Here is a 19,212-nt window from a genome sequence, read left to right on the forward strand (position 1 = left end):
GGAAACGGGACGAGGTGTGTCCGTTTGCCGGCTGCCGCAAACACGGCACGGCCTGCCAGATCGACCACACCCAGGCGTTCCGCGCCGACGGCGCCAAAGGTGAAACGGACGCCGGGAACCTGGGCCCGCCGTGCGAGACCCACCACGGGCTGAAAACCCGGGCCGGCTGGAAGATGACACAGCCCTCACCCGGGGTGTTCGAAGTGACCACCCCGGCCGGCCGGACCTACACCGACCGGCCCGGCGTAGACGTCGACGCGCCCGGCCAACCGGCCTACCCGCCCGCCGTCGCCGCCGCCCTCCCGGAAGAGCACAGGCAACGAATCGAACCGCTGGTCGTACAACCACCGACCCGACCCGGGCCGGGGGACCGATCCACCGATGACAACTGGCTGCCGCCCTGGCACCCAGCCCGCAAGAACCATGCAACGGGTGACCAGCAGAAAGAAGCGCCGTCACCGAGCCAACGGCAGGACCCACCGCCCTTCTAGGAGGCAAGTCCGCGCAGCTGACCGAAGCAGCCGCGCATTGGGCACCTGGGTGTAACCGGTAGGTCGATTGGTGGGCCGCTGCCTGCTCGGCGTACAGCCGTTAGTCGTGCTTGGTGCCGAAGACGATTTCGTCCCAGCTGGGGACGCTGGACCGTTTGGGCTTGATGGTCCGCTTGGGCGGTTCCGGCGCCGAGTCCGCTTCATCGGCGTCGTCCGCAACGGTCGATGATGCGGATTCGGCCGCCTGGGACCCGACCCGTTCCGCCCGGTTCTTGTCCCAAATCGAGGTATTGTCCCGAGCCACTCTTTCTACCGGAGCAGTGGAAGGCCGCAGCTCTTCTGCGGGCCGGGCGGCGGGGGAGTGTGAGGCCTGCCCGACATCGCGCGCTTCGTCGTCGTCCTCTTCTGCACCGTGGCCGTACGATTCCTGACCGTCGCCGTCAGTCTCCTCGGCAGGTTCGTCCCTGAGGAATTCGGGCGCTCCGGAGAGCGTGATCTCATGCGTCAGCGTGCTGATGCCATGTTCCAACTCCAAGGAGGAAATGGAGCCGTCATCGTAGGCAGGGGCCAGCGTCAGCGGGAAACCTGCCCGCGGACGTCCGGCGGGCTCGTCGTCGTCGTGATCATCCGCATCATTAAACGAGTCGCGTTCAAACGAGTCGCGGGGATGAGCAGCAGGCACCGGGCCCTGGGTGAGCATCAGGGCCAGCGCGTCGTCGGCGTCCTCATCGACACCCAGTCGCTGTCCGCGGCGGGAGCGCAGCACTTCCAGCAGCTCTTCCGACTCGGCGGAGTGTTCGTCGTCCTGCGTGTCCTCGGGGGCGATGTCAGCCACGCTGTCGGCCTCAAAGTCGAAGACGTGGTCGGTAACGGCCTTCAGCCGGCGGCCGGGCACAGGACCCTCCACCGTTTCGAGCTCGCTCAACTGTTGCGCCCACCGGTTGGCGTTTTGGATGGTGCGGCGGGCAGCGTGGAAGATCCACCTGGCCGGCGGTTCTTCCCCGATCGACTCCGTGGCCGGTGCCGCCGGGACGGGGAACGAGGCCACGATCTCCCAGGTGCCATCGTTGCGCCGCCAGGAGTCCCAGTTCATTGAGTCCGGTTCGATGCCGAAGGCATGGATTCGGTGGTCCACCATCCCACCCAAGGTGGCCGGCTCATCGCCAAAGGCCGAACGGTATCCGTCGTGGCCGGGCAGCGGGCCGGCGACCTCTACACCGCGGGCCTGCTCAACGATGTAGTGCCGCTCTGCCAGCACAGGGCTTTCGTAACGCCGGATGCGTTCGAGGCTGAGCCCGGATTCGGCCGCAACCTCCTCGGCGGTAGCGCCTGCACGAATGCGCGCCTGGATCTCGCGCGGGGAGAGACCTGCTCCCGCGGGCTCACCGGCACCGGGAGCGCGTGTAGTTGTAGGGCGAAAAACCGCTGTTCGCAGGGCCTCGTCTATCGCCAGACGGTAGTCGTCTCCACCCGCGCTCAACAGCAGATGTTCGCCATCCTCATGGACACCCACCAGCCGTAGATCCTGCATGAAAACCCTCCACCAGACGACACGTTCTGCCTGAAACTCTGCCACCGATACAGTGCTTTTCCTATTGTTTTTGCAGGTGTGGCGTGGAGTTTGTGGCCAAGGTCGCCGTCTTCAGTTGGCGGGGTCCAGGCGGCGAGGAGCGCCCTGGCGGCCCAAGAGTTTGTCACCCGAACGGTATGTAGGCAAGAATCTTCGCGTCACGGGCACAAATCCGGCGGCGGATACGTTGATGTGTGAGCGGCTCGTCAGGCACGGGACACCAGTCCCGGGGCGGGGGGATCCTGCTTGATGAACCTGGACCTGAAGAAAGTGAACGAACAACAATGGCCACTGACTACGATGCCCCTCGGAAGCCGGACGAAGAGACCAGCGAGGAGTCCATTGAGGAGCTGAAGTCGCATCGGCGAACCGATAAGCAGTCTTCCGTCGTCGACGAGGACGAGGCCGAGGCAGCGGAAGGATTTGAACTGCCCGGTGCCGACTTGTCCGGCGAGGAGCTGCTGGTGCGCGTGCTGCCGGCGCAGCAGGACGAATTCACCTGCGCTTCCTGTTTCCTGGTACGCCACCGGTCACAGGTCGCCAAGGAGAAGGACGGACTGCTTTACTGCACGGACTGTGAGGGATAGCTGGGCGCTCTGCAGGCTAGCTGTACAGCGCCCGCTGTCTGCCTTCAGTTGCGCCGCTGCTCCTGGTGCAGCTGACCTGCCGTCAGGCTAGTCCTTGTTCTCCGCGGGACGGTTCAAGGCCGCGGCGAGTTGCTGCGGGCGGCGCGTCGAGGCAATCCAGTACGGTGTCAGGTCGGTTTCGTCGGTGATTTGGATGGTGACCACCGGATCAATCCAACCGCGCATGCACATGTAGGCGGTGCCGTTCAGCTTGGGACCGCGCTGTTCCGTGGCTGCCTCACCGGTGAATGCCTCCACCTGGCCCACATAGCGACGCTCGATCTGGGCGCGGCCTACGTGGAGCATGGTGTCGGTGACCAAGATCCGCGGTGTGGATGCGATCAGCAGGACAGCCAGCAGGATAGCGGCAACGACGGCGCCGATGATGCCGGCGGTCATGCTGATCGGTGCCAGCATCACGACGACGGCGGCGGCGGTACCGGCGGCGATCAGCCAGACCCAGAAGTTGGGCCAGAGCCGTTCATCGTACTGGGTCACGGGGGAAGGACCGCCGGCGGGACCGGAGCTGCCTGCAGGGGTCGCGGGTTGTGTCATGGACTCAGCTTTTCACCTTTTGGCAGCCATTTCACCTTGCCTCCGCAGCCGCTGCGGAACCAGTCCCGCCCGCGGGCGGGAGGGCTGAAAACGCGCTAGAGTGTTGTGCGGAATATCTCAGCGGGCGAGCCGTGGAACGCCGGCAAAAAGCCCGTCCCTTCGCCCCTCTCAAGGACAGACGATCACGAGTGCAGCAGACAATTGAAACACTGACCGTCCAGCTGAAAATGCTCGACGACGGACTTGAAGCGCCCTCCTACGCCCACCCGGGAGACGCCGGCGCCGACCTGCGCACCCGGATTGATTTCCGGATTGCCCCGGGGGAGCGAATCCTGGTGCCGACGGGCGTGGCGTTGGCGCTGCCGCACGGTTATGTGGCCCTGGTGCATCCTCGGTCCGGTCTGGCCACTAAGCATGGACTGACCATCGTCAATGCCCCGGGCACCGTTGACGCCGGTTACCGGGGCGAGATTGCTGTCACCCTGCTTAATACCGACCGCAGCGAGACGCTCACGTTCAAGCGGGGCGACAGGATCGCCCAACTGGTCATCCAGAAGGTGGAAACGGCCGCTTTCGAGCTCGTTGACGAGCTCCCCGACTCCGCCCGGGGCGCCGGCGGATTCGGCTCCACCGGCGGGTTCGGCGCACAGTAGAGACGCGGGCTCGTGCGGCGGCAAAGCCCGCCGGCACGGGCGGCGGCCACGCAGGCGCAGGCGCCGTCGGCACGGGCGGCCACGCAGCCGCAGGCGGCAGCAACGCCGCGCAGACTTCAGAGCAAGCCGGTCCAAACCGGAGGAAGAGGAAACTCAGGCTATGGCATTTGGGCGTTCCAAAAAGAAAAACCAGAACGACGGCGAAGAGCCTGTAACCGAGGCTGCCGTACTTGGTGACGATGCCAGGCGGCAGGCTCCGGAGAGCGGTCCCCGCCGCAATGGTCCCTTCGACGACTCCGAACAGGAGGCCGGGACCGACTATCTGGACCTGGGCGCCCTGAAGATCCGTCCCCGTGAGGGCCTGCAACTGCGGCTTGAGATCGAGGAGAAGTCGCAGCGAGTCGTCGCCGTGACGCTCGACTTTGGCGGATCGAACCTGCAGCTTCAGGCCTTTGCCGCGCCCAAGTCCGAGGGGTTGTGGGAGGAAATCCGTACCCAGATCGCCAGCTCCGTGGGGTCCCAGGGCGGCACCGTCCAGGAGGTGGAGGGCCCGATGGGTACCGAAGTCGTGGCGAAGCTGCCGGCGCAGAGTTCCGACGGCCAGAAGGGCTACCGGGTAGCCCGGTTCCTCGGTGTGGACGGGCCACGTTGGTTCTTGCGCGGCGTCATCGGCGGCCCGGCCGCGCTGGACCGCGCCAAAGCTGCCGACCTCGAGGAACTGTTCAGGGCCACCGTGGTGGTCCGCGGCACACAGCCGCTGCCGCCCAAGGACCTGCTGCAGCTGAAGATGCCCAAGGGTGCCGCCGAGCAACAGCAGGCCGCCGAGGCGCAGCGACCCGGCCTGGCCGCCCCGGAGCGGGGCCCGGAAATCACCGAGATTCGCTGACTTGCCTGAGCTTCCGTCCGGTTCCGCGGGCAGCCCCATGGCGCAACTGCCCGAGCGCGGGCATGTTGCTGGCAGCGGCCTCGTGGAGGCTATAACCATCGAGCCGCCCGGCCGGCCGCCGCGCTTTGCCGCCGTCGTGACCGACGCAGGCCAGCAGCAGCCCGGAAAAGCCCGGGACGGCGGGCACCCGCGGGTCAAGCTGGTCTGGCTGGGACAGCACCGTGTCCCCGGGATCGTGGCCGGTATCCGGTTGTCTTTCGAGGGCATGTTGTTCCGCGTGGACGGGCTGGCCACTATTTACAACCCGCGTTACGAGATCCTCAGTCCGTTGGAGAATTGACCTATGACAGATCAGCAGCCGGACTACGGTCAGCAGCACAGCGGGCGCCCGAACGATGCCGGGCAGCAGCCTGCGGCCAGCCCCGCCCCCGGCGAGGAACCAGCCAAGGAGAGGCCGGACCACGCCGAAGCCCTGGCCAGCAGCTATGCTGCGCGTGCCGGGGTCCAACGGAGCGCCGATGGGCAAATCGACGTTTTGAAGACAGTGGGCGGTGTCCGCGGGCTGGCCGAGAGCATCCTGCCCGGTGTGATCTTCCTGGTGGTCTTCACCATTGGCCAGGAACTCGGCCCCGCGCTGATCGGGGCCCTGGCGGCCGCGGCCATCTTCACCGTTCTGCGCTTGGTGCAACGGGGCACCGTCACGCAGGCATTCTCCGGCCTTGTGGGGGTTGCCATCTGTGCGTTTGTCGCCAACACCACGGGTCGCGCCGAGGACTTCTACGTCTGGGGCTTCTTCACCAATGCGGCCTACATTCTGGCCATGCTGGTGACGATTGCCGTCAAATGGCCGGCGCTGGGACTGATTTTCGGGCTGATCCGCAACGAGGGGACCGCATGGCGCAAGCAGCCGCAACGGCTCAAGGCTTATACCCTCGCCACGTGGATCCTCACGGCGGTGCTGTTCCTGCGGCTCGCGGTGCAGGTGCCGCTCTACCTGATGGGTGATGACGGACTGGTGGCGCTGGGCACCACCCGCCTGCTCATGGGCGTCCCGCTGTATGCACTGGGACTGTGGCTGGCCTGGCTGGTCTCCCGCCCGGCCGCGGTGGAGGCAAGCCGGGCCGACTGACTCAGTCTGCGGCGGTCGGCCGGCCGGTCAGCACCGCCCGCAGGCCGTCCTCCGCGGCGATGGTAGCGATGAAGAAGAGCTCGTCGCTGGCTTCGACCACGTCGTCAGGGCTGGGCGTAATCGGAATGTCGTCGCGCAGGATCGCCACCACCGTGGCGTCCTGCGGCCAGTCGATGGACCCAAGCCTGCGTCCGATCAACGCCGAATCGGTGGGAACAGTGAACTCGACCATCGAAGCGACACCGGTCTGAAGCGTCAGCAGGCGAACCAGATCGCCGATCTCCACCGCTTCCTCCACCAGCGCCGTCATCAGGCGCGGGGTGTTCACGGCTACATCCACGCCCCAGGAATCGTCGAACATCCAGTCGTTTTTCGGATTGTTCACCCGGCCCACCGTGCGGCCCACACCGAACTCGCTCTTGGCCAGCAGGGAGACCACCAGATTCACCTTGTCGTCGCCGGTAGCCGAGACCACCACATCGGCATCCTCGAGCCGGGCTTCGCGCAGCGTGGTGATCTCGCAGGCGTCGCCAATCAGCCAGCGTGCACCCTTCAGGCCGCTGCGGCCGATCACTTCGGGCTTCGGATCGATCAGCAGGATGTCGTGGTTGTTCGAGAGCAACTCGCGCGCAATCGAGGATCCAACGCTGCCCGCACCGGCAATCACGACTCTCATTCGGACTCCTCCACCGGCGGCTTGGACAGAATCCGGTCGATCTCGAACGTTGAATCTACGCTCATCATGGCGTGCACGATGTCGCCCTTCTGATAACGGGTGCCCGGGCCGGGCAGGATTCCTTCACCGAACCGCGTCAGGTAGGACACCCGGGCGCCGGATGCGGCTTCGATCTCGGTCAGTTCCCGGCCCACCCAGCCGTCGTCCAATTGCACTTCGCCCAAGATGAGGCGTCCGGACGCCTCACGGAAGTCGCCCTTGATGCTCTGCTCGGGCAGGATCCGCCGCAGCACCTGGTCCGCGCTCCAGCGCACCGCGGCCACCGTGGGGATGCCAAGCCGCTGGTAGATTTCCGCACGGCCGGGATCGTAGATCCGTGCCACGACGTGCGGCACGTGGAAGGTCTCGCGCGCCACGCGGGTGGCCAGGATGTTGGAGTTGTCGCCGCTGGAGACGGCCGCGAAGGCATAGGCGTTCTCGATGTCGGCCTGCCGCAGGGTGTCCCGGTCGAAGCCGACACCTGTCACTTTGCGTCCAGTGAAACCCGAACGCAGGCGGCGGAAGGCCCTGTCGTCTTGGTCGATGATGGCTACGCTGTGCCCGGAATCAACCAGGGTGTGGGCCAGCGTGACGCCCACGCGTCCGCAACCCATGATCACAAAATGCGCCATCAACGTCCTTCCGGCACCAGCCTGAAACAGCGGGATAGAAATCTACTGCAACCATAACGCCGAACAGGCCGCATCCCCGCCATGACAAGGCCGCAGCACCGATGAACGCACCTCGTCTGGCGGGCTCTGTGTCCGTCCACCGCACCACGTCGTCGCCGAGGAAGCTGCGCGGGCCGGGGCGGGAACTTGGGCGGGGGAGTTGGAGTTCGGCGGGTATGAGCTAGGCGGCGGGATCGTCGTCGTGCGTTGGCGGCCGATGGCCGGCGACGGCGGCTCGGGTGTCGCCCTCGTCATGCTCGCCCTTCTTCTTGCCGAACGGCAGCACTTTGAGCAGCGGGTGCAGGATGGCCATGACGACGAGGCCCCAGGCGAGTCCGAGGACGGCCGAGCACAGGGTGTTCACGAGCCAGGCCAGGAAGCCGCCGATCACCGCGATCCCGGCGAACGGGGCCTCGAGGACGTGAACCAAGTCATAGGGAGCGTGCCAACCGAGGTCGTGTGCCCCCTGGAGCATGATGTGACCACCAACCCAGAGCATCGCGATCGTGCCGACGAGGGTGATGGCGGCCAGCACGGCAGGCATGCCCTTGACGAGCAGTTGGCCGAACCGTTGCGAGCCCGCGGAGTCTTTGGTGGTCAGGTGCAGGCCGATGTCGTCCATCTTGACGATGAGCGCGACGGCGCCGTAGACCAGCACCGTGATTGCGATCGCCACGACGACCAGGATGATCGCGCGGACCCACAGGGATTGGTCGGCCACCTCGTTCATCGAGATGACCATGATCTCGCAGGACAGGATGAAGTCGGTGGTGATGGCGCCCTTGGTGACCTTGGCCTCCGCCTCCGGGCCGCGTTGGACTGCCGGTGCCTTTTCGGCCGTGTGGTGGCCGCGGAGCTTGTGCCAGACCTTCTCGGCACCTTCGTAGCAGAGGTAGGTGCCGCCCAGCATGAGGATGAACGGGATGACCGCCGGGATGAAGGCGCTGATGAGTAACAGCGCCGGCAGGATGATCAGGAGTTTGTTCCGGAGCGAGCCCCAAAAGATCCGCTTGATCATCGGTAGTTCGCGGGACGGGTCTGCCCCGGATACGTACTGCGGGGTGACGGCGGCATCGTCGATCACGACGCCGGCGGCCTTGGTGCCCGCTTTGGCGGCCCCGGCAGCGACGTCGTCCAGCGAGGCGGCCGCTATGCGGGCGAGGGCTGCGACGTCGTCGAGCAGGGCGACGAGACCGCCGCTCACTGATCGCCCCCGAGCTGTTCGACGGCGGGCTGCTGGGCATGAAGGCCACGGGTGAAGCGGGTGATCAGCATGCTTCGAGTATACGGGGCTGGATGTCCGCCGACCGGTGGGCGCCGTCACCCCGATGGCATTCCTTGTCCGGCCGGCCGCCGTGCTCCCCAGGCTCGACGTCGGTCCTGCGGGGTTAGGGGTGCCCTGTCAGTGCCCGTTGAGTCCGCGGCCGCGTTCCGGCACCAGCCGGCGGAGTATGCGGCCGGTAAGTCCAGACCGGTGACGCTCGTTAAAGCGGGGTGCCGGTTTCCTCGGCGAGCGCTTGGAGGAGTTGGTTTTGGAAGGCGTGGTCGTTGACCGCGCTGTGCGGTTGCTGCCGCTGCCGGTGGTACCAGTACCCGCCGCTGCTGAGCGCCTCGGGCTGATCGCTGGTTGCGAGCCACTCCTGGGTCTGATGGCCGAGGTCCAGGTCGTCGGGAGCGCCGGGGCCGCCCATCTTGGTCGGGACCCAGCCGGGGTCCACGGCGTTGCTGAGCAGTTCGGGATGCAGGCGGGCGAGCGCGGCCGCCAGTGTGGTGATGAACAGCTTGCTGTCGGAGTAAGAGCCCGGCGTCCGTCCCAGCCAGTCAACCCCGGCAAGCGACGGGCGCCCTGCGAAGTGCGAACCGCTGCTTACATACACATGTCGCTGTGGTCCATCGAGGAGCGCCGTGAGGAGGTAGGGGGCGATAACGTTCACCGGCATGACCGCCCGTCCCCTCCAGACGCCGGCATTGTGGATCACTGCATTAAGCGGGTCCCGGCCGTTCAGTTCAGTTGCGATGCGGCGCACCGCCTCGCGGTCGCTGAGATCGCCCACAACCAGGTCCGCACCGCGGTCGATGTGTGAGTCGAGGGCGGTTGCGCGGGCCTGGCTTCGGGCATGCACGACGACGTTGTGGCCGGCGGACAGCAAAGCATCCGCTGCGGCCCGTCCGAGGCCGTCCGCGGAACCGGTGACCAGGATTCTCATGCTGTTGCCGGCCCCTTACTCGTCCGCCGGTTCCTGCAAGGCGGCTAGCACGTGCATGTGCTCCCGGTTAGATGGGTACAGGAGCCCGTAGGTGCCGTAGAGCTTTTCGTAGAGTGGGGCGGTGGCAGGATCAGGCTTCACCGTCGCCGCAGTCCGGGCCCAGTCGGTAGCGGCGGGCACGGCACCGGTTCCGATGGCGGCGAGCAGCGCGTCCCCGTAGCTTGCGCCGATGGTCTGTTCCGGTACCAGCTGCTCGCGTCCGGTGATGTTGCTGACGATCTCTGTCCAGAGCCTGGCCTTGGTGCCGCCGCCGACGGCAGCAACGCGCCGGATCGGTTCGCCGGAGTTCTCGAGGTACTCCAGGATCTGCCGGATGCCGAAGCCGATGCCCTCGTACGCCGCACGGAAGAGGTGGCCGCGACCGTGGCGCAGCGACAGGCCGGTGATGAGGCCGCGGGCGTCGGGATCGAAGACGGGCGTCCGTTCACCGGCGAAGTAGGGCAGCAGCAACAGGCCGTCGGAGCCCGGGGGAGCGGCGGCGGCCTCAGCGACAAGCTGCTCGAAGGGGACGTCGCCGAACAGGCGCTGCAGCCAGGTGGTCAGGCTGCCGGATGTGGACATCCCGGCGGCCAGCGTGAGGGATCCCGGGTCCACCCCGGCCGTGGTCCAGAGCTTGGGTTCGGCGCGGAACTCGCCGAGGACCTGGACGAAGAACATGGTGGAGCCGTACATCAGCATGAGGTCGCCCGGCTGCCGGACGCCGGCGCTGAACGCCTCGGCCCAGGCGTCCACGGTGCCCGCGCAGACCGGCACGCCTTCCGGCAGCCCGGTCGCCTCGGCCGCCTGGCGATGAACCTGGCCGCTGATCTCGGCCGGCCACGCCAGCCGGGGCTGTGGCAGATGGCCGGCGACGGCGGCGTACCGTTCCGGATGCCACCGGTTGCCGCGGAGGTCGTAGAGCGGATCGCACTGGCTGGCGGTGTGGTGGTCCACTACCAGCTCGCCGGTCAGCTTGGCCAGGATGAAGGAGTTCAGGCTGTGCCAGTTCCGGGCGCGGGCAAAGATATCCGGTTCCCGGTTGCGCAGCCAGCGGAGCTTCGGTCCCACGGCCTGGGACGAGAGAACTTTCCCCGCATCCCGAAAGATCGCCTGGGCGCCGAACTCCTCGGTGAGTTCGCGGATTTCGACGACGGCGCGCGAGTCGATTCCGTAGAGGATCGCCGGACGCAGCGGGGTCAGGTTTTCGTCCGTGACGACCAGGCAGGGACCCATCGCGCTGACGCACACGCCGGCGAGCGCACCGGCGTCGTTCCTTAAGAAAAGCTCCCGGCAGAGCCGGACCACCTCCGCCCATGCCCCGCCCTCGGCGTCGAACTCCGCCCAGCCGGGACGCGGGTAGGCGACGTCGTGCATGACCGTGGCGCTGTCCAGCACGCCGCCCTCGGCGTCCGTCAGCACCGCCTTGCTGCTGCCGGTGCCGATATCGACGCCCAGGAACATGGTGCCCAAACGGCCGGCCACTAGGCGCGGCCGTGCGAGGTGCGGGACTTGCGCGATACGGCGTCGAGGATCACGGCCAGCAGCAGCACCACGCCGGTGATCATGTAACGGAACGAGGACTCAAGGTTGAGCAGTGTGAGGCCGCTGGAGATGGACTGGATGACCAGGATGCCCAGCAGGGCGGAGAACGCTGAGCCGCGGCCGCCGAACAGGCTGGTTCCGCCGATCACCGCGGCGGCAATGGCGTTCAGGTTCACGTCGCCGGTGCCGCTGCTTTGGGCTGAGGCGGCCAGTCGGCCGGCCGCCAGCATGCCGCCCACCGCCGCGAAGGTTGAGCACAACATGAAGATGGTCACGTAGATCCGGTTGACGCTGATGCCGGCCCGTCGCGCCGCTTCCCGGTTCCCACCGACGGCGTACACCGAGCGGCCCCACCGGGTGCGGGTGAAGGCATAGTGCATCACGAGCACCAGTGCGGCGAAGAAGACGAACATCCAGCCGACGCCGCGGGCCTGGTTCAGGTACCACACCGCGAAGAACAGGATGACCGCCAGTACCACCGTCTGGATCACCACCAGCCGCATCGGCCGCCCGGACAGGCCGTTCTTGACCCGCTGGCGGGAGAGTGTGAGCTGGCTGAGGAAGAATCCTGCCACGCCGAGCGCCGCCAGCACGTAGGACAGCCATGCCGGCACGAAAGCCTGCTGGCCGAACCAGACCAGGAAGGAGTCGAACGGCAGATTGATGGTGCCCTCGACGCCGAGCACCCACAGTTGCACGCCGAGGAAGCCGAGCAAGCCGGCCAGCGTGATCACGAAGGACGGCACGCCGAACTTGGTGTAGACCAGCGAATAGACCAGACCGATGACAGCGCCGGCGGCCAGCGCCGTCAGGACCGCCAGCCAGATCGGCCAGTCCAGCTTGATGAAGGTGACGCCGACGATCGCTGCCGACAGGCCGCTGACCGAGCCGACGGACAGATCGATCTCGCCGACCAGCAGGACGCAGACGATGCCCAGCGCGATGACGCCGACGGCGGCGCTTTCCAGCAACAGGTTGACCAGGTTGGCGCTGGAGAGGAAGAACGGGTTGAGGGCCTGGAAAATGGTCCAGATGATCAGCAGTCCGACGACGATGGGCAGCACGCCCAGATCGCCGCCGCGGACCCGGTTGACTCCGACTTTGACGGCGCCCTTGAAGCCTTCGGTCCGGATCAGCCGTTCGTCCTGCAGGTCGGTGGCCATCGGGACGGCCGGGCTGGCCTCATTCGTTGTCATGGTGCGGTCCCTTCTTCCGATGATGCCCCGGATCCCGGTTGATCCGCGTTTCCCGCCGCCTGACCGGGCGGCAGCGAGCCCCCGCCTGGTCCGCCTAGCCCGCCTGAGCTGTCGGCCCCAGTTGCCGTACCTTCTGCACTCGCCGAGGCCGCGGCATCGGTTTGCGCGGCACGCTGGGTCACCACGTTGTCGGTGGCGCCGGTGATGGCCGCGATCAGGTCGTCGGTAGACACGTCCTTCGTCCGGAACGTGCCGTTGTTCTTCCCCAGCCGCAGCACCGCAACGCGGTCGGCGACGGCTTGGACATCCTGCATGTTGTGGCTGACCATGATCACCGCGAGGCCGTTTTCGCGCACCCGCTCCACCAGATTCAGCACCTCGGCCGTCTGCGCCACGCCGAGGGCGGCCGTGGGTTCGTCGAGGATGATGAGCTTGGGGCTGCCGAGCAGCGACCGTGCGATGGCGACCGTCTGCCGCTGGCCACCGGAGAGGGAAGCGACGGCAATCCGGACCGAGGGGATCTTCGCCGAGAGCTGGCGTAGCAGCTTCCAGGACTGGACCTCCATCTCTACTTCGTTCAGCCGCCATGGCCCCAGCTCCCGGCCCAAAAAGAGGTTGTCCACGACGGTGAGGTTGTCGCAGAGCGCGAGGTCCTGGAACACCGTGGCGATGCCCAGCTGGATGGAATCCACCGGCGTGTGGATGGTCACGTCCTTGCCATCGAAGTTCACGGTGCCGGTGTCCTGCGGGTGCACGCCCGCAAGGATCTTGACCAGGGTCGACTTTCCGGCGCCGTTATCGCCGACGAGGGCAACGACTTCGCCGGCGTGGACGTCCAGGGCGATGTCCGTCAAGGCGGCGACGGCACCGAAGTGCTTGCTCACGCCTCGCATGGACAGCACCGGAGCTGCTGCCTCCGGCCGTTCCGCTGACACAGTGGACACTGTCTTCCCCTTCCCTTACGACGGCGGCACCGCGGTGGGCGCGGCACCGCCGGCCGTTGCGCTACTTGATGTCGAGTTCGTCGCAGCCCTTCTTGTATTCGCCCGTGCAGACCTCTTCCGGCTTGTAAATGCCGCTGTCGAAAATCACTTCCTTGACGTTGTCCTTGGTGACCACCGTCGGCACGAACAGCGCGGACGGGGTGTTGAAGAGCGTCGCGTCGGGCTTGGGGGTCTCGCCATTCAGCAACTGGACAGCCACCTCTGCCGACTTTTCTGCAACGATCTTGATCGGCTTGGAGATGGTGTTGTACTGGTCGCCGCTGATAATCCGCTGGATCGCGGCCACTTCGGCGTCGTTGCCGGTAACCGGCGGGAAGGGCGAGACGTCCGCAGCCTTCAGGGCAGCAATTGAGCCGCCGGCCGTGCCGTCGTTGGCGGCGACGATGCCGGTGATGTCCTTACCGAACTGGGTGATCTGGCCGGCCACCCAGTCCTGGGCCTTCGACGGCTGCCATTCCGGCGTGTCATAGGAGGCCAGCACCTTATGCTGGCTGGCATCCACGGCTTCCTTCGCGCCTTCCTTGATCAGCTGCGCTGCCCGGTCGGTCGGTGAGCCGTTGACCATCAGCACGCCGCCGGTTTCCTTGCCCTCGGAATCGAGTTTTTTGACCAGGTCCGTGGCGATGAGGTTGCCGATCTTCTTGTTGTCGAACGAGACGTAGAAGTCCGCCGGCGTGTCCGGGACCGGCCGGTCGTAGGTGACCACCTTGATGCCCTGGCCCTTCGCGGTGCTGACCAGCGAGGCGGCGGCCGTGCTGTCCACCGCGTCCAAAACCAGGACCTTGACGCCCTGGGTGATCATGGCGTTGGCCTGCTGCTGCTGCTTGTTCGCGTCGCCGTCGGCGTTCTGGTAGAGCACTTCACAGCCGCTGCACAACTCCATGACCTTGGCCTTGAACAGCGGGCTGTCCTGCTGCTCGTAGCGGGTCGAGGCCCGGTCCGGCATCAGGAACGCGATCTTCCCCTCGGCCTGGCCGCCGGTGCTGCCTCCGCTTGCTCCGCCGCCGCCGCCACCTCCTCCGCCGCCGCAAGCAGTCATGCCGGCTGCCAGAAACAGGGCAGTGGTGAGGCCCAGGATTCCCCGTGTGTACTTCTTCATCGGAACTCCTCTGTACTGGTGGTGTGCCGCATCGCCGTTCGTTGCGTTTCCGGCAGCCGCGATCAGAGCCGCTGGGGGTAGATCATCGCCTTGAGCGATTCGGGTTCGGTGGAGGTGTTTTCCAGTGCGGCCGCGGTCTGCGGCAGTGAAAAGCTGTGCGTCACCAGTCCCTCCAGATTGATCCGGCCAGAGGAAACCAAGGCGATGCCCAACGGCCAGGTGTCCTTGTACCGGTTCACCATCGAGATGGTGATCTCTTTCCAATTGAGCGTGGACAGAGGCAGCGGCACTTCTTCGGTTTTCGCCAAGCCGATGACGGCGGCCCGACCAGCCTCGTGCAACCGGCCGAGCCCGGAGGCGAGAACGCCGGTGGCGCCCGAACATTCCAGCAGCACGTCAAAGGTCCGTGAGGTCGGTGCATCGCTTTTCTCCACGGCGAATCCGTGGTCGCGGGCGACGCCGAGCCGGTAGTCGGAAATGTCCGTGAGCGTGACGCTCCCCGCGCCGAGGGCCCGCGCCGCTTCGGCGGCCAACAGGCCAACCGGCCCGGCACCGGTGATCAGCACATCGTCACCGGCCTGCAGGTTCGCCCGCTGGCAACCCCACAGCCCCACGGACAGCGGCTCGAGCAGCGCGCCGTCCTCGTAGCTCATCGAATCCGGTAGGGGGAAGTAGCAGCGGGCGTCCATGGCCAGATACTGCAGCAGTGCGCCGTCATAGGGCGGGGTGGCCAGAAACTCCAGGTTGGGGCAGAGATGGTAGCGGCCCGCCCGGCATTCTTCGCAGCTGCGGTCCGGGGTGCCCGGCTCGACGGCCACCCGATCGCCGACGTGGACATTGTCCACGCCTTCGCCGACGGCGGTGACCTCGCCGGAGACCTCGTGGCCCAGAATGAACGGGCCGTCAACCACGAACGGGCCGATCTTCCCGTAACGGAAATAAGCGACGTCAGAGCCGCAGACGCCCACCGCTTCTACCCGGATCACGGCCTGGCCCGGGCCAGGCTCGGGCATCGGGCGCTCCTGAATCTCGATGCTGTTCAGGCCGGTCATCACGGCGGCGGCGTTGCCCATCAAGACTCCTTTGCAAGCAGTCAAGGGTCAAACGGCCCCGGATGCTGGTGTGAGTCAGTGCACATTGACACGCACATGCTAACCCCGGCGGAGGTGCCGTGGCTATGAAATCGAGGGGCGGAGTTTCAGCACCCTCTTCAGACCAGCGGTCTGTCCTGCGGCGACGGCTGGCGTCCCCTCGCTGGCATAGACTCAGAGCCGTGAAGAATTGGCTCATGTTGTTGCCTGTCGCATCGAGCGAAGCGTGTTGACATTTTTCGACGCCCTCAAGCGGGTGTTGGTGGGCAAGCCATTCCGCACCGAGCGGCTGAAGCAGGACGCGCTGCCGCGCCGGTTCGCGGTGCCGGTCTTCTCCGCGAACGCGCTCTCCTCGGTGGCCTATGCCCCGGACGAAATCCTGCTCACACTGGCCTTGGCCGGAGTGGCCGCCATCACGATCGCGCCCTGGGTAGGACTGGCCGTCATGGTGGTGCTGCTGGTGCTGGTGGCCTCCTACCGCCAGAGCATCCACGCGTACCCGGTGGGCGGCGACTACGAGATAGCCACCAAGAACTTGGGCAAACCGGCGGGCATCACGGTGGGCTCCGCCTTGATGCTGGACTACGTGCTCACCGTGGCCGTGTCCATGTCCTCAGCGGCACACTACTTGGTGTCCGCCATCCCCGCGCTGAACGGCTGGCAGCCCGGGGTGGCCGTGGCCGGGATCGCGGTGCTGGCCCTGCTGCATCTGCGCGGGTTGGCCCGCGGGAGGCGTACCGTGGCGATTGCCACCTACGTTTTTGTGGGCACCGTGCTGCTGATGTGCCTGGTGGGGTTTGTCCGTGACCTCAATGGAAGCCTCGGTGAGGCACCCAGCGCCGCGTTCGACGTCGTTCCGGAACCCGGCATGGAGGCCGGTCTGATGGGTTTGGCCGGCGCACTGCTGGTCCTACGGGCCTTTTCCACCGGTGCCGCCGCGCTGACGGGTGTGGAGACGCCGGCCAGCAACGTGCCCGCCTTCGAGAAACCGCGGGCCAAGAATGCCGGTTTTGCGCTGCTGATGCTGGGCATTTCCGCGACTGTGATCACCATGGCGGTGATGTACCTGGCCCGCGCAACGCAGGTGCGGGTGGTCCAGGTTCCCGCCGAGCAACTGCGCCTAAACGGGGAGGCTCTGCCGGCCGGCTACTTCCAGTCCCCGGTGCTGAGCCAATTGGCGGAAACGGTCTTCGGCGGCGGCGCCCTGCTCTTTTACCTGATGGTGGCGGCCACCGCGGCCATCCTGGTGCTGGCCAGCCATTCGGCGTTCAACGCCTTCCCGCAGTTGGCCTCGATCCTCGCCACCGACGGCTTCCTGCCCCGACAGCTGCGCACCCGCGGAGACCGGCTCAGCTACAGCAACGGCGTGCTGGCGCTCGCCGCCGCGGCCGTGGTGCTGGTGCTGATCTTCAACGCGGACGTCACCCGGCTGATCCCGCTCTACGTGATCGGTGTCATCGTTTCCTTCACCTGCAGCCAGCTGGGCATGATCCGGCACTGGTCGCGCGAAATTCGGGCCACGCCGCACCGGCCGGTGCGCCGCCGGATGGTGCGCTCGCGGCTGATCAACCTGGTGGGCTTCATCCTGACCGTCACGGTGCTGGTGGTGGTGCTGGTCAGCAAGTTCATCTTCGGGGCCTGGCTGGCGGTGCTGGGCATCGTGGTGCTCTGGCTGATCATGCACAGTATTAACCGCCATTACGTCCAGGTGGCCCGCGAGCTCGCGCTCGATCCAGAGCAGCCGTCTACCGCCCTGCCGTCGCGGGTGCACGCAGTGATTCTGGTCTCGCATGTGCGCAAGCCGGTCCTCCGGGCGCTCGCCTTCGCCCGGGCGTCGCGGCCGTCGCGGCTCGATGCGGTGGTAGTGGATCTGGACCCCGAGCAGACCGAGCGAACCCTGAGCGACTGGGAGAAACTCAACATCCCGGTCCCGATCACCGTGCTGGCATCCCCGTACCGCGAGACCACCACGCCGATCATCGACTACATCAAAAGCATCCGGCGGGATTCCCCGCGCGACCTGGTGGTGGTCTACATCCCGGAGTACGTCGTGGGACGCTGGTGGGAACAGCTAGTGCACAACCAGACCGCGCTGAGGATCAAGACCCGCCTGCACTTCGAGCCGGGGGTCATGGTGGCCAGCGTGCCGTGGCAGTTGGCATCCTCCGATTCCGCCCGCCGATACCAGGAGCTTTCATGACCGAACCCGCGCCGCAGATGATCGAACTGAGTATCGGTGCTCCCGCGCACGGCGGGCACTTCGTCGCCCGGCATGAGGGCCGCGTAATTTTCGTCCGGCACGCGCTGCCGGGTGAACGGGTGCTGGCACGGGTGACCGACGGCGCAGTGGACGCAGGCTTCTGGCGCGCGGACACGGTGGAGGTGCTGGAGTCGTCCGCCGACCGGGTGGCGCATCCGTGGGCGCCGGCCGATGCGCTGGCCGCCGCGAAAGCCGGACGGCCGCCGGTGGGCGGCGCCGAATTCGGCCACATTGCGCTGGCCGCCCAGCGCCGGCTGAAAGGCCAGATCTTCGCGGAACAGCTGCAACGGCTGGCCAAGCTAGAACGCGAGGTGACCGTGGAAACTCCGGAGGGGGAGTACGACGACGGACTCGGCTGGCGCACGCGTGCCGCCTTTGGCGTGGGGCCGGATGGACGCCTGGCCATGCATGCGCACCGCTCCGACGAGCTGATTCCAGTCCAGGACATGCCGCTGGCCGTGGATGCCGTCAACGACCTGCGGCTCTGGGACCTGGACCTGACCGGGCTGGAGCGGGTGGAAGTCGCCGCCCCGGCCGACGGCAGCCCGCCGCTGGTGCTGCTGGTGCCCGCCGCCGGGACCACGCCGAAGCGGCTGGCGAAGCTTGCCGAACGGATCGAGCCCGGGGTATCGGTGGCGGCCTGGGAGCCGGAGCCGGGACGGCTCACCCGGTTGCGGGGACGGACCTGGGTGGCCGAAACCAGCGGCGCCCACCAGTACCGGGTGACCGGCGACGGCTTCTGGCAGATCCACCGGCTGGCGCCGGCCACCCTGACCTCAGCCGTGATGGACGGCGTGGCGCCGCGGGCGGGGGAGCGGGTGGCCGACCTGTACGCGGGGGCCGGACTGTTCACCGCGCCGCTGGCCGATGCCGTCGGCGTCACGGGCAACGTGCTCTCCGTGGAGGGGTCGCCAGCGGCCAGCAAGGACGCGCGGAAGAACCTGCACGGCTTCGGCCAGATCGAGATCGTCCAAGGCAAAGTGGAGCGGGTGCTGCACTCGCAGGCCCAGGTGCTGGACGCCGTCGTGCTCGATCCGCCGCGCGCCGGCGCCGGCAAGGCGGTGGTGCAGGCAGTGGCCTCCCGGAAGCCCCGCGTGGTCGGCTACGTTGCCTGTGATCCGGCCTCTTTCGCCCGCGACCTGGGCTACTTCCTGCAATTGGGCTGGAACCTCGATTCGCTGCGCGTCTTCGACCTGTACCCGCACACGCACCACATGGAGTCGTTCGCTGTGCTGACCCCGGGCGACAACTGACCCCGGCAGAGCTGTGCATTGGGGCGGACCGACGATTCCGAGTGTGATCCAGGCCTCAGGTGGCGTTCCGCTGGCTGCCAACCCGCCAGCGGCTAGGATGGAGGCAGCGGTTCCGGGCGAAGCATCCTGTCTCTGTCCTGTCGATTCTGCGGGCTTCGGCGTGCAAACGGCCCAGAGGCCGACCCGCAGCGGTCCCTTCACACTTAGGGACGCCTAACTAGCGGG

The 19,212-nt window shown here is 66.9% G+C and carries 19 protein-coding genes; 8 read left to right on the plus strand and 11 right to left on the minus strand.

What is annotated here, in order from left to right:
- A partial coding sequence (locus AC5RWT_RS09140; RefSeq protein ID WP_494079986.1) for an HNH endonuclease signature motif containing protein occupies positions 1–491 on the plus strand: 491 nt, incomplete at its 5' end.
- Positions 492–591: 100 nt separating this feature from the next.
- Here AC5RWT_RS09140 and sepH read toward each other — a convergent pair.
- The gene (gene sepH / locus AC5RWT_RS09145; RefSeq protein WP_494079987.1) at positions 592–2,022 is read right to left on the minus strand and encodes a septation protein SepH; all 1,431 of its coding nucleotides are present in this window, start codon (positions 2,020–2,022) and stop codon (positions 592–594) included.
- Positions 2,023–2,345: 323 nt separating this feature from the next.
- Between sepH and AC5RWT_RS09150 the strand changes: the two genes are divergently transcribed.
- On the plus strand, positions 2,346–2,648 hold the full coding sequence (locus AC5RWT_RS09150) for a DUF4193 domain-containing protein (RefSeq protein WP_127515375.1): 303 nt from the start codon (positions 2,346–2,348) through the stop codon (positions 2,646–2,648).
- A gap of 87 nt (positions 2,649–2,735) precedes the next feature.
- Here AC5RWT_RS09150 and AC5RWT_RS09155 read toward each other — a convergent pair whose 3' ends face one another.
- The gene (locus tag AC5RWT_RS09155; protein WP_494044068.1) at positions 2,736–3,242 is read right to left on the minus strand and encodes a DUF3093 domain-containing protein; all 507 of its coding nucleotides are present in this window, start codon (positions 3,240–3,242) and stop codon (positions 2,736–2,738) included.
- 188 nt (positions 3,243–3,430) lie between these two features.
- Here AC5RWT_RS09155 and dut point away from each other — a divergent pair, with 188 nt between their 5' ends.
- The 4 genes from dut (at position 3,431) to AC5RWT_RS09175 (ending at position 5,910) form a co-directional block, all read left to right on the plus strand.
- Positions 3,431–3,895: a dUTP diphosphatase gene (dut, locus tag AC5RWT_RS09160; protein ID WP_494079988.1), complete on the plus strand. Its 465-nt coding sequence runs from the start codon at positions 3,431–3,433 to the stop codon at positions 3,893–3,895.
- Between the two features lie 160 nt (positions 3,896–4,055).
- Positions 4,056–4,781 carry a DUF3710 domain-containing protein gene (locus AC5RWT_RS09165; protein ID WP_494079989.1) on the plus strand — a complete coding sequence of 242 codons (726 nt, stop codon included), beginning with the start codon at positions 4,056–4,058 and terminating at the stop codon, positions 4,779–4,781.
- 1 nt (position 4,782) lies between these two features.
- Positions 4,783–5,121, plus strand: a complete 339-nt coding sequence (locus AC5RWT_RS09170) for a hypothetical protein (RefSeq protein WP_494044065.1) — start codon at positions 4,783–4,785, stop codon at positions 5,119–5,121.
- 3 nt (positions 5,122–5,124) lie between these two features.
- Complete coding sequence (locus AC5RWT_RS09175; RefSeq protein ID WP_494079990.1) at positions 5,125–5,910, plus strand: DUF3159 domain-containing protein; 786 nt, start codon at positions 5,125–5,127, stop codon at positions 5,908–5,910.
- A gap of 1 nt (position 5,911) precedes the next feature.
- Here the strand turns inward: AC5RWT_RS09175 and AC5RWT_RS09180 are convergent, their stop codons facing one another.
- From AC5RWT_RS09180 to AC5RWT_RS09220, 9 genes are all read right to left on the minus strand, one after another.
- A complete protein-coding gene (locus AC5RWT_RS09180) occupies positions 5,912–6,586 on the minus strand; it encodes a potassium channel family protein (RefSeq protein ID WP_494079991.1) in 675 nt (224 codons plus the stop codon).
- The gene (locus AC5RWT_RS09185) at positions 6,583–7,257 is read right to left on the minus strand and encodes a potassium channel family protein (RefSeq protein ID WP_494044062.1); all 675 of its coding nucleotides are present in this window, start codon (positions 7,255–7,257) and stop codon (positions 6,583–6,585) included. The genes AC5RWT_RS09180 and AC5RWT_RS09185 overlap by 4 nt, the downstream gene beginning before the upstream one ends.
- A gap of 220 nt (positions 7,258–7,477) precedes the next feature.
- A complete protein-coding gene (locus tag AC5RWT_RS09190; RefSeq protein WP_494079992.1) occupies positions 7,478–8,500 on the minus strand; it encodes a DUF808 domain-containing protein in 1,023 nt (340 codons plus the stop codon).
- Between the two features lie 280 nt (positions 8,501–8,780).
- On the minus strand, positions 8,781–9,503 hold the full coding sequence (locus AC5RWT_RS09195; protein ID WP_494079993.1) for an SDR family NAD(P)-dependent oxidoreductase: 723 nt from the start codon (positions 9,501–9,503) through the stop codon (positions 8,781–8,783).
- A 15-nt stretch (positions 9,504–9,518) separates the two neighbouring features.
- Positions 9,519–11,003, minus strand: coding sequence for an FGGY-family carbohydrate kinase (locus AC5RWT_RS09200; RefSeq protein WP_494080046.1), 1,485 nt, complete (start codon positions 11,001–11,003; stop codon positions 9,519–9,521).
- A gap of 20 nt (positions 11,004–11,023) precedes the next feature.
- A complete protein-coding gene (locus tag AC5RWT_RS09205; RefSeq protein WP_494079994.1) occupies positions 11,024–12,280 on the minus strand; it encodes a sugar ABC transporter permease in 1,257 nt (418 codons plus the stop codon).
- Positions 12,277–13,215: an ATP-binding cassette domain-containing protein gene (locus AC5RWT_RS09210; RefSeq protein WP_494080047.1), complete on the minus strand. Its 939-nt coding sequence runs from the start codon at positions 13,213–13,215 to the stop codon at positions 12,277–12,279. Before AC5RWT_RS09210 ends, AC5RWT_RS09205 begins: the two co-directional genes overlap by 4 nt.
- Positions 13,216–13,285: 70 nt before the next feature.
- Positions 13,286–14,383 (minus strand): ABC transporter substrate-binding protein, encoded by a 1,098-nt coding sequence (locus tag AC5RWT_RS09215; protein WP_494079995.1) that lies wholly within the window; start codon positions 14,381–14,383, stop codon positions 13,286–13,288.
- Positions 14,384–14,445: 62 nt separating this feature from the next.
- Positions 14,446–15,456 carry an NAD(P)-dependent alcohol dehydrogenase gene (locus AC5RWT_RS09220; protein ID WP_494044056.1) on the minus strand — a complete coding sequence of 337 codons (1,011 nt, stop codon included), beginning with the start codon at positions 15,454–15,456 and terminating at the stop codon, positions 14,446–14,448.
- 244 nt (positions 15,457–15,700) lie between these two features.
- On the opposite strand from AC5RWT_RS09220, the gene AC5RWT_RS09225 reads away from it, so the two are divergent.
- On the plus strand, positions 15,701–17,674 hold the full coding sequence (locus AC5RWT_RS09225) for an APC family permease (RefSeq protein ID WP_494079996.1): 1,974 nt from the start codon (positions 15,701–15,703) through the stop codon (positions 17,672–17,674).
- The gene (locus tag AC5RWT_RS09230) at positions 17,671–18,987 is read left to right on the plus strand and encodes a class I SAM-dependent RNA methyltransferase (protein WP_494079997.1); all 1,317 of its coding nucleotides are present in this window, start codon (positions 17,671–17,673) and stop codon (positions 18,985–18,987) included. The genes AC5RWT_RS09225 and AC5RWT_RS09230 overlap by 4 nt, the downstream gene beginning before the upstream one ends.
- Positions 18,988–19,212: the final 225 nt, after the last annotated feature.

The sequence above is a fragment of the Arthrobacter sp. Dra40 genome (assembly GCF_059091905.1).